The 3,968-nt window shown below is 40.5% G+C and carries 4 protein-coding genes and 1 rRNA gene; all 5 read left to right on the forward strand.

Annotation, left to right across the window (positions count from 1 at the left end):
* Nucleotides 1-146: 146 nt before the first annotated feature.
* Nucleotides 147-395 carry a hypothetical protein gene (locus DNJ75_RS14350; RefSeq protein ID WP_117004125.1) on the forward strand — a complete coding sequence of 83 codons (249 nt, stop codon included), beginning with the start codon at nt 147-149 and terminating at the stop codon, nt 393-395.
* Between the two features lie 3 nt (nt 396-398).
* The gene (gene ugpA, locus DNJ75_RS14355; protein ID WP_117004126.1) at nt 399-1,283 is read left to right on the forward strand and encodes a sn-glycerol-3-phosphate ABC transporter permease UgpA; all 885 of its coding nucleotides are present in this window, start codon (nt 399-401) and stop codon (nt 1,281-1,283) included.
* Complete coding sequence (ugpE, locus tag DNJ75_RS14360) at nt 1,280-2,137, forward strand: sn-glycerol-3-phosphate ABC transporter permease UgpE (protein ID WP_117004127.1); 858 nt, start codon at nt 1,280-1,282, stop codon at nt 2,135-2,137. The genes ugpA and ugpE overlap by 4 nt, the downstream gene beginning before the upstream one ends.
* 29 nt (nt 2,138-2,166) lie before the next feature.
* Nucleotides 2,167-3,267: an ABC transporter ATP-binding protein gene (locus tag DNJ75_RS14365; protein WP_117004128.1), complete on the forward strand. Its 1,101-nt coding sequence runs from the start codon at nt 2,167-2,169 to the stop codon at nt 3,265-3,267.
* A gap of 274 nt (nt 3,268-3,541) precedes the next feature.
* A 16S ribosomal RNA gene (locus DNJ75_RS14370) occupies nt 3,542-3,968 on the forward strand; the annotation flags it as partial.

Here is a 3,968-nt window from a genome sequence, read left to right on the forward strand (position 1 = left end):
GTTTATCCTCTTTGAGGGAGCAAGAGAGAGTTTCTTCCGACACCCTTGCCTTCGTCTACACGTTCCTATTCCCAAGGTCGTGACGGGAATTCCACCCGCTAGATACTGACCATGCCAGTCGCACCACTAAGTCAGCTTATGAGCTCATGCAAAAAGAGGGATATTATAAGAAAGACCCTAATGCATTGATCGCTGTTGAATCTTTAAATAACGCGCCACCTAAACCTTATACTTTAGGCATTAGACTGGGTAATTTCCCGTTGATTCGTCAGGAAAATGACTCGATGCTTGAACGTATTTTCTCTAATCAGCAAAGTGTCGATGACGCACTTGAGGATGCAGTGGATAAGGGGAATAAGTTAATCAATCAGTTCTACAGACAAAATAAGGTTTAGTTTATGCATCATCGAGGATTTTATAAGGCAGGATGGTTGCCTTATTTATTGATATTGCCACAACTGGTGATTACGCTGCTGTTTTTTATCTACCCGGCAATTCAAAGCATTATCAGTTCTTTTTATAGCAGCAATTTCTGGGGTACGGTGTCTCATTTTGTTGGGTTTGAGAATTATTGGGCTTTATTAAGTGACAGTAGTTACTTGCAGTCATTTATTACGACTGCGATTTTTTCAGTCGCAGTGACATTTTTGGCGATGGGGCTTGGGTTATTGTTTGCAGTTCTTGTCATGCGAGTTATACGCGGCGCCAAGATCTACAAGACTTTTATTTTGTGGCCATATGCCGTGGCAACTGCTGTAACTGGCGTGTTATGGGGTTTTTTGTTTAATCCAGCTGTGGGTGTTGTGACTTGGGTATTGGCGCATTTTGGGGTTGATTGGAATTATTATAGTAATGGCACGCAAGCCTTGATGGTTACCATCTTTGGCGCTTCATGGCAGCAGGTCAGCTATAACTTTATCTTCTTTCTAGCGGGATTGGCAGCGGTGCCTAAATCGATGCTTGAAGCAGCAGCTATTGATGGTGCGGGTCCCATCAGACGCTTTTGGCAGATTACTTTTCCATTGATTTCACCAACGACATTCTTCTTATTAACAATCAATCTGGTGTATGCGTTTTTTGATACCTTCGGTATTATTGCGACGATGACGCAAGGAGGTCCGGCGGATTCAACCAATATCTTGGTGTATAACGTTTATGCCACAGGCTTTATTGGACAGCAAATTGGCAGCTCATCAGCGCAATCGGTAATATTGATGCTGATTATTATCATCTTGTCGGTGATCCAATTTAAATATATAGAAAAGAAGGTGCATTACGCATGATGGTAGAAAGACGTCCTGTGCTGACATTTATGACGCACGCACTATTAATACTAGGCATTGTCATTATGTTGTTGCCTATTTATGTTGCATTTGTTACATCAACTCAATCGATTGAGACCTTAAATTCAGCAACGCAAGTGATTCCGATGTTGCCAGGGCATGACTTTGCGACAAACTATCAAACGGCTTTAGTTGGAAGTAGTCAATATAATATCCCACCGGCATTATTGCTATTATGGAACAGCTTCTTGATGGCACTTGCAATTGCTGTTGGTAAGATTATTTTAGCGTTGATATCAGCATATGCTGTGGTTTATTTTAACTTTAGGTTTAAGATGCTATTCTTCTGGGCGATTTTTTTGACATTAATGTTGCCAGTGGAGGTGCGTATCGTGCCAACTTATGACATTGTGATCAACTTGGGGATGCTCAATACTTTTGCTGGCCTGACCTTGCCATTGATTGCTTCAGCCACAGCCACCTTTATGTTTCGCCAGTTTTTTATGACGATCCCACGACAATACGCAGAAGCAGCTGCTATTGATGGTGCCGGTCCTGTGCGCTTTTTTATTGATGTTGTGCTGCCACTATCTAAAACCAATATTGTCGCCTTGTTTATCGTGATATTTATTTATGGTTGGAATCAATTTTTATGGCCACTAATTATTACATCAAGTGATCAAAGCTTGCATACGATCGTCATGGGGCTGATGCAGATTGCAGATACGCTAGGGCAAATCCCTAATTGGAATTTCATTATGGCAGAGGTTATGTTGGCAACGATTATTCCGGTATTGATTGTTGTGATTATGCAGCGTTGGTTTGTCAAAGGCTTAATGGAAACAGATAAGTAAATTAAGATAAATAAAATAAGTAGAGCATTATGAGTTATTTAGTATTAGAGAATGTCATCAAATCTTATGGTAAGACGGAAGTTTTACACGATATTAATTTAGCGATTGAATCCGGTGAGTTTATTGTGATTGTTGGTGAATCAGGTTGTGGTAAGTCAACTTTACTAAGAATGGTTGCAGGACTTGAGAATACAACTTCAGGCAAAATCAGCTTGTGTGGTAATGACATTACACATAAAGAGCCAAAAGATCGTGATATTGCGATGGTATTTCAAAATTATGCGCTTTATCCACATATGAGTGTTTTTAATAATATTGCGTATGGGTTAAAAGTAAGAAAGACAGCCAAAGCAGAAATCCACAAACGAGTTGAAGAAATTGCCAAGCTTTTAAAAATTGATCATTTGCTTGATCGCAAGCCTGGTGCGCTATCAGGTGGTCAACGCCAGCGTGTGGCAATGGGGCGCGCGATTATCCGTAATCCAAAGTTGTTTTTATTTGACGAGCCGTTATCTAATCTTGATGCCAAGCTAAGAGTTGAAATGCGGTTAGAGATTAAACGTCTACAGCAGCGACTAGGGATTACCAGTTTATATGTGACGCATGATCAAGTTGAAGCGATGACGATGGCAGATCGTATTGTGGTGCTAAACAACGGCTATATAGAACAGTTTGCAACACCTAAAGAAATTTATCAAAAACCACAAAGCACATTTGTCGCAGGCTTTATTGGTGCGCCAGCAATGAATTTCCTAAATGCTAAAATCACTGAGCAAGGCATCATATTGGATGATGGTGGTGTGTTACCTTTATTATTAAAAGAAGATAATCATTCAGGTCGTGAAATTATTATTGGTATTCGTCCAGAGCACATCGTATTAAAAGAGCTAAATGACGATATTGACCTTAGTGTTATTGTCGATATGGTTGAACACCTCGGTGGCGAGACCCTTATTTATGGTTGTGTGCAAAATAGTGACGCAAAAATCACAGTTAGAATTGATGGTTACTGGCAAGGTGATATTGGTCAAGCTGTACATTTACATGTTAAAAAAGAGCATCTTCATGCTTTTGATCGAAAGACAACGAAACGTATCGCCTTAGATAGAACTGTAGAGTTGGTTGAATAATCATCGCATCAGCTGCTTTTCAGGTCGCTTTTCAGTCAAAACTCAATAAAAAGCTGTAAAAGTTAAAAAAGATGAAAAAAGGTGTTGCGGGGTGAGAATTGGTGTGTATAATGGCACCTCGTTCTTGGCGAGAATGTTCGTGAGAATGCCTTGGTAGCAAGGTTTTCAAGATGTTTAAAGAGATATAAAATGTAGATACTTAAATACTTTGAGCAAAAATTTTTGCGGATTGTTAGTTCTTGTTTTTTTGCAGGAATTGATGATCTAAGGATTTAAACTGAAGAGTTTGATCCTGGCTCAGATTGAACGCTGGTGGTATGCTTAACACATGCAAGTCGAACGGGTTCGGAAGACAGAATACAGATGACAGGGTACAGAAGGTTGAATGCAGCAAGCTGCATGGATTATTTTAAATTTAGATATTTAAATTAATTTATCGCAGAGTGCGATTCGACTACTGTCCTCAGTCTTCTGTTATCTGTCTTCTGGCTAGTGGCGGACGGGTGAGTAACGCGTAGGAATCTGCCGTACAGTGGGGGACAACAGTTGGAAACGACTGCTAATACCGCATGACACCTTCGGGTCAAAGGTTGCTTAGGCAGTCGCTGTACGATGAGCCTGCGTTGGATTAGCTAGTTGGTGAGGTAAAGGCTCACCAAGGCGATGATCCATAGCTGTTCTGAGAGGAAGATCAGCCACAC

The organism is Cysteiniphilum litorale (assembly GCF_003428165.1).
GTDB classification, from domain to species: Bacteria; Pseudomonadota; Gammaproteobacteria; order Francisellales; family Francisellaceae; genus Caedibacter; species Caedibacter litoralis.

Excerpts from the sequence above, each read along its gene's own strand:
- DNJ75_RS14365 (WP_117004128.1), top strand. The coding sequence starts at position 2,167 with ATGAGTTATTTAGTATTAGAGAATGTCATCAAATCTTATGGTAAGACG.
- ugpE (WP_117004127.1), top strand. The coding sequence starts at position 1,280 with ATGATGGTAGAAAGACGTCCTGTGCTGACATTTATGACGCACGCACTA.
- DNJ75_RS14350 (WP_117004125.1), top strand. The coding sequence starts at position 147 with ATGCAAAAAGAGGGATATTATAAGAAAGACCCTAATGCATTGATCGCT.
- ugpA (WP_117004126.1), top strand. The coding sequence starts at position 399 with ATGCATCATCGAGGATTTTATAAGGCAGGATGGTTGCCTTATTTATTG.